Here is a 324-nt window from a genome sequence, read left to right as displayed (position 1 = left end):
GACTCCTTTTTATGCCATGCAATTGCTGGGGCGGCGCGGTGTCGATGGTGCAGTGCTCGATGTGCGCCTGCACGGCACGACAGTGTTCAGCCTCGCCGATGAACTGACGCGCCGGGGCACGCCGATCATCTTTGCGACGGCCTTTGGCGATGAGGCGATGCCGGAGCGTTACAAGGGCAAGCCGCGGCTGACAAAGCCCTATGATCGCTCGCGGCTGATCGAAGCTATTCTCGAAATGGGAAACAGGCGGCCGGCCGAGCGGGTGGCGCAGCCCCGGATCATGGCGCGGAGCGCCGCAGACGATAACCGGGATGCAGATCCTCG

The 324-nt window shown here is 63.9% G+C and carries 1 pseudogene; it reads left to right on the top strand.

The annotated features are described in order from the left end of the window. Positions 1–324: pseudogene (locus tag ASE94_RS17610) on the top strand (response regulator); the annotation flags it as partial.

This window comes from Devosia sp. Leaf64, from assembly GCF_001421945.1.
Lineage (GTDB): Bacteria > Pseudomonadota > Alphaproteobacteria > Rhizobiales > Devosiaceae > Devosia.
Note: the sequence above shows the minus strand (reverse complement) of the source record. Positions and strands in the feature narration are given on the sequence as shown.